Below are 5,413 nucleotides of genomic sequence, written 5' to 3'. Positions count from 1 at the left end.
CATCTCGAGCGGGCTCAAGCCACCGCGCGACCGCCGCGCGGATTATTCAGGAGAGTCCTAGGCCGTCGCAGCGTCGCTACACCGAAGCCGAGAAGCAGGGGGCGGTGCGCTTGGTTCGGGCGCTCCGCAAGGAGCTCGGCGGAACGCAGGGGGCGATTTCGAGAGTCTCGGCCCAGCTCGGGTTCGGCTCGGAGTCGGTGCGGAAGTGGGTCCACCAGGCTGACATCGATGAGGGCATTGAGCCTGGCTTGACCTCGGCGGAGTCGGCGCGGATCAAGGAGCTCGAGCAGGAGAACCGTGAGCTGCGCCGGGCTAATGACTTGTTGAAGCGGGCTTCGGCTTTCTTTGCGGCGGAGCTCGACCGCCCATCGAAGTGATCGTCGCGTTCATCGACGACAACCGTGCAGAGTTCGGAGTCGAGTTCATCTGCAAGCACATGCAGGTGGCTCCGAGCACGTACTACGCGGCGAAGAAGCGGCAGGACCAACCGTGTGCAAGGGCGGTCCGCGACGCGGTGATGATGCAGGTCCTGCTCGCGTTGTGGATCGCCAACCGGAAGGTCTATGGAGCCCACAAGCTCTGGAAGGCCGCGCACCGCGCGGGCCACGACATCGGCCGTGACCAGGTCGCTCGCCTCATGCGGGAACTGGGCATCGAGGGCGTGTCCCGGCTGCGTAAGAAGGTCTTCACGACCCGTTCCGATCCCGACGCGACCCGGGCTCCGGACCTGGTGAGCCGTCAGTTCAAGGCTGACCGTCCCGATGCCCTGTGGGTCACCGATCTCACCTACGTCCCCACCCGTTCGGGGATGGCTTACGTGTGTTTCATCGTCGATGCGTTCAGCCGGCGCATCGTGGGCTGGCGCGCAGCGTCGAACATGAAGACCGAGATGGTCCTCGACGCCCTGGAGATGGCCCGGGCCTCACGCGGCGGGCATCGCCTCGTCGGTCTGGTGACGCATTCTGATGCTGGGTCACAATTCACCTCGGTTCGCTTCACTGAGCGACTGGAGGAGATCGGTGCTCGTCCCTCGATCGGGACGATCGCGGATAATCCTACGACAACGCGCTGGCCGAAACGACCAACGGCCTCTACAAGACCGAGTGCGTTCACGGCCCCGACAGCCGCGGCTGGGACGACGTCGACGAGCTCGAACTCGCGACGCTGTCCTGGGTGCACTGGTTCAACGAGGACCGCCTCCACGGGCACTGCGGCGACCTGCCGCCGGCCGAATACGAAGCGGCGTTCTACGCTGGCCAAGACTCCAACCCGGTCGGGGTTGGAATCCAATAAGAAGAGCCTCCATCAGACCCAGGGCGATTCAGTGCTCCCCTCAGACCTTCCATCTCGACGAAGACGCGCGAAGGGGGCAACTCGTTCACCCAGAGGCTCGGGCATAAGTGATCCCGAGGAGGACTGAGCGAAAGTCCTAACGGCGAAGCCTGCTTGTCAGGCGCCCCCGGACCTACATGGCGTCGGCCAGGTCCACGACCTCGGCGGGGTCCGGAGCGGTGATGGTGACGTGCTCGTCGAATCCGGCGAAGGTCATCGTCGTGGTGAACTCGCCGATGTTCGACGTCTGCCGGTTGACCGACCGCCGGATGTTGAAGTCCTCATCGACCCACATGTCCTGGACCGCGCCGGTAACCTCCATCTCGCGGAAGGTCTGGCGGAGCAGCCTGCGGGATTCTGCGTCGGTTGCGAGGCTGCGGATGAGAGCGGACGCGTCGATCGTCCCGCGGTAATGGCGGGTCGGGACGCCGTCGATCACCTCATCGCCAAGATCGGCCAGATCCCGGGCTTCGAGCAGCAGGTCCACCCCGCTCTGAGGGTCGGCGCGAGAGATCAGGTCCAGCATCCAGCCGAGGTTCAGCCCGCCGCCGCTCGCCATGTCGCCGGCGGAAACCCTCGTCCACGAGGTGTCCAGCGGCGTGCCCGACCCGACGAGGCGGAAGTACATGGTGCTACCGATGAACATCGCTTCCATCTGAGCCGGGAAGGGCACCCCAGCGGCCGCGCCGGCGGCGCTCATGTCCATGGTCATGGACATCGCGTTCTGGGTACCGCGCTGGTACGCCCCCGTTGCCTTCACGGCCGGCGCGCCGGGCGAGGTCGAGAGCATCGTGAAGCGCGCACTGCGCGGGGTCTCGTCGGTCTCGCCCGCTCTCGCCATGACCGCGGCCGGCGACATCGCGCTCAAGGCGGAGACCCCGGCGTCGGGCGTGGCGTCGTTGGCCGTGGTGGTCGACGCTCCCCCGCAACCGGCCAGGCCGACCGACAGCAGTCCCGCCATCGCAGTCACGACAACACGACGGGCGCGGGCACTGGAGCCCAGCAGGCGAACGGAAGCGAAGTGCACGGCAGATCCCCCGGTTGATACGGGCTCGCCGATCCGTCCCGTTTGCCCCCTTTGACGGCGCCGTCCCTCGGTCGGTTCCAGTTGCCCGAAGAGACCAAACCAACCGGAATAACTGTAGACACATCTGCATTCATGTCTACACTTGTTCCGGCAGGTGAGAGGTGTCGTCACTCGAAGATGCGGCCGATGCGCTGGGCGCGCTGCCGACCACCTTCACCTTCGCGCAGGCGACCGCCGCGGGGATGAACAAGCACACCCTCTATCGCCTACGCGACAGCGGGGTGATCGAGTCGCTGGGCCGAGGGATCTACCGGCGAGGCGACGGTGAGCTCGCCGACCACGGCCTGATTGCGATCGCCACCGCGGCGCCCATGGCGACGTTGTGCCTGTCGAGCGCGCTCGCTCGCCACGGGCTCAGCGACGACATTCCCGCCGCACCGGACATCGCCCTACCCCGAGGTTCCCGGCCACCTGCCGTGCGGGCGAACGCGCGCTGGCACTCCTTCGCTGCCGATGCCTTCACCATCGGCCGATCCCTGACAGCGGTCGACTCCGAGACCTCCATCGGGATCTACTCCCCTGAGCGGAGCATCATCGACGCCTTCCGGACGCGCGGGTGTGAGGGTCACGAGCTCGGCAACGAGGCCCTACGCCGTTGGCTACGTCGCCGCGGTTCCCAGCCCGGGGATCTGCTCTCGCTCGCCCAGCACTGGCCGCGGACCCTGACCCCACTGGGGACCGCGCTGGAGGTTCTGTTGTGACCGGCCCGACCCGAGCGACCGTGGCCGGGCGCGCTTTCCGGGACCTGCAGAACCTCGCCAAGCGGCAAGGACGGGACATCGGCGACATCGACCTGCTCGCCACCGCGCTGCCCAACGAGTTGACGCGACGCTGGACATCGTGCGCGAGATCGCCTTGATCGAGGCCGAGGACGGACTCGCCTTCGACGTCGCCGGCGCCACGGCCGAGAGCATCCGGGACGAGGACGAGTACACGGGCGTCAGGATCTCGATCGTCGTCCGGTTGGCCACAGCCATCCTGCCGCTGCACATCGACGTCAACGTCGGCGATCCGGCGTGGCCCGCGCCAGCCGTGATCGAGGTACCCCGATTGCTCGGCGGCAGCATCGCGATCACCGGATACCCCGTCGCCATGGTGCACGCCGAGAAGATCGTCACCGCCATCCAGCGCGGCATTGCCAACACCCGCTGGCGCGATTTCGCCGACATCCACACCCTCAGCAATCGCCACCCGGTCGAGGGATCCGATCTGCAGACCGCGCTCCAGACCGTCGCCGGCGCACGGGCGGCACAGCTCATCCCTCTCGCCGACCGACTCCGCGGCTACCCCGAACGCGCCCAGGGCCGATGGGCGGCCTGGCGGCCTGGCGGCGAAAGTACCGCCTCGACGCGGCCGTCCCGGTCTCTTTCCGCGATGTCCTCACCGAGATCGCCACTTTTGCCGACCCCGCCTTGCGCGGCCAGGTGACCGGGCTCCGGTGGGATCCGCACGACCGCGTCTGGCGCGACTCCGCTGAGAACACCGGTCCCAGATGAACACGGGAGACGACGCAGCGATGAAACCCACGCCGACCTTTGCCTCCGCCTCCTGCTCCGCATCGTCCCCAGCGCCGAAGGCGGCCGCAGCACGCCGATCGCCGGCGGGTTCGGGCTCGAACGCCGGTTCAAGTACCGACCGAACTGGGGCCTCCCCGGCACCGAGCAGCCGCACCAGGCACCGGCCCCGGTCCTCGGATTCGACTGGACTGACATCGCCCCTGGGGACACTTGCCTGGCCGTCATCGTCGCGGTGAACCCGCAGGCCGGCTGGATCGACGTACACGCCGGAGACGACTTGCGCATGTACGAGGGACACCGAATTTGCGGACACGGGCGGGTGATGTGGCGCCGCTCCACCACGTGGCCGTTGCCGAACTCGGACATCGATCAATTCACCCAGTGGCTCCGTGAAAGTGGCGAGTTCGAAGTTCCTGACGACCCGTTGGATTGACGACTGGCCCTCACCACTACCGAACGCCGGCAGCCAGTCCTTCAGCCGCGAGCCCCCCAGCCAACTCGACGAATTCACCAAGCCTTCCCCGCGTGGCATGAAACGTGGCATGAACTGCAGCAGATTCCGGGAATCGGAGGGGCCGGAGAGGATCGGACTGCAACCGCAGTGAGCGTGAGATGCCACGGTCAACCTGGTGCACCGTCCTCCTAAAGCGGGTGTCGGCAGTTCGAATCTGCCCGGGGGCACGTGCTGACCTGCAGGTTTCCGGGCCTGCGACGCTCCCCGCTCCGCCGTGGCATGAAACGTGGCATGAGTCAATTCGTTGGAGATGACATCTCCACTGCAGTCGGTGGAGATGTCCACTCCGGCGCAGGCCGGAGTCAGGCGACACGGCCCCGGGGCCAGGCGTCGACTCTTCATCGCCGGGCGTCCGAGCTTCCTCCTTTGGGGGGACCACCCGCCGACAGTCAATGACGGCCCCGTCTCGGAGAGCCGATCGATGTCACCCGGTTGCTGTTGTTCCTCGCCTCATCGGAAGCCTCGTTCGTCAGGGGCTCGGAGTACGTCGTCGACGGTGGACTCCTCCTCGGTCCCGCCCTGCCCGCCGAGGCCGCATGAGCGCCGCCTCAGTGGGGCGGCGGCAGCGGAGCGAGCCGGTGGAGGTCGCGGATCACGGTGCGGATGCAGGTGATCGTGTCGTCAGTGGAGTCGACGAGTTCCGTGATGCGGGAGGGGTCGACGACGGTGTTGTCACGAGCGGTCGCCTGGAAGGACATCCCGATCGCGTACAGCCGCCCGAGGACCTGGTCGTGGAGTTCGGCCGCGATGCGGTCGCGTTGCTCGAGCAGATGCATGCGCTGCTGACGCATCCGGGCGTCCGCGAGCCCGAGCGCGAGTGTCGCGTGATTGGCCAGCACCACCACCGGGTCGAGATCGCCCTGCTCGAACTCGGCCCGTCCAGGAGCTTGTCAAGAATTCCGGCTCCACTGACGCTTCCGTGGGTCGTTGATCGCCCCTGAACGAGCACACGCCGCTCCCAGC

At 67.1% G+C, this 5,413-nt stretch carries 4 protein-coding genes, 2 pseudogenes and 1 other annotated feature; of the genes and pseudogenes, 4 read left to right on the top strand and 2 right to left on the bottom strand.

Annotation, left to right across the window (positions count from 1 at the left end; all coding sequences use genetic code 11):
* Positions 1–41 precede the first annotated feature (41 nt).
* Positions 42–1,293 (top strand): annotated as a pseudogene (locus ABD401_RS24275) (IS3 family transposase).
* Positions 338–451 (top strand) — a sequence feature (AL1L pseudoknot). (Overlaps the previous pseudogene by 114 nt.)
* Before the next feature lie 172 nt (positions 1,294–1,465).
* Here ABD401_RS24275 and ABD401_RS24270 read toward each other — a convergent pair.
* Positions 1,466–2,302, bottom strand: coding sequence for an SCO4651 family lipoprotein (locus tag ABD401_RS24270; protein ID WP_486387617.1), 837 nt, complete (start codon positions 2,300–2,302; stop codon positions 1,466–1,468).
* 218 nt (positions 2,303–2,520) lie between these two features.
* On the opposite strand from ABD401_RS24270, the gene ABD401_RS24265 reads away from it, so the two are divergent.
* From ABD401_RS24265 to ABD401_RS24255, 3 genes and pseudogenes are all read left to right on the top strand, one after another.
* Positions 2,521–3,120 (top strand): type IV toxin-antitoxin system AbiEi family antitoxin domain-containing protein, encoded by a 600-nt coding sequence (locus tag ABD401_RS24265; RefSeq protein ID WP_344609667.1) that lies wholly within the window; start codon positions 2,521–2,523, stop codon positions 3,118–3,120.
* A 139-nt stretch (positions 3,121–3,259) separates the two neighbouring features.
* Entirely contained in the window at positions 3,260–3,847 is a 588-nt protein-coding gene (locus tag ABD401_RS24260; RefSeq protein ID WP_425566246.1) for a nucleotidyl transferase AbiEii/AbiGii toxin family protein, read from the top strand.
* A gap of 1,002 nt (positions 3,848–4,849) precedes the next feature.
* Positions 4,850–4,990 (top strand): annotated as a pseudogene (locus ABD401_RS24255) (SDR family oxidoreductase); the annotation flags it as partial.
* Positions 4,991–4,998: 8 nt separating this feature from the next.
* Here ABD401_RS24255 and ABD401_RS24250 read toward each other — a convergent pair.
* A complete protein-coding gene (locus ABD401_RS24250) occupies positions 4,999–5,289 on the bottom strand; it encodes a histidine kinase (RefSeq protein WP_344609665.1) in 291 nt (96 codons plus the stop codon).
* Positions 5,290–5,413: the final 124 nt, after the last annotated feature.

This window comes from Sporichthya brevicatena, assembly GCF_039525035.1.
Taxonomy (GTDB): domain Bacteria; phylum Actinomycetota; class Actinomycetes; order Sporichthyales; family Sporichthyaceae; genus Sporichthya; species Sporichthya brevicatena.
This window is presented reverse-complemented; position numbering and strand designations above follow the sequence as displayed.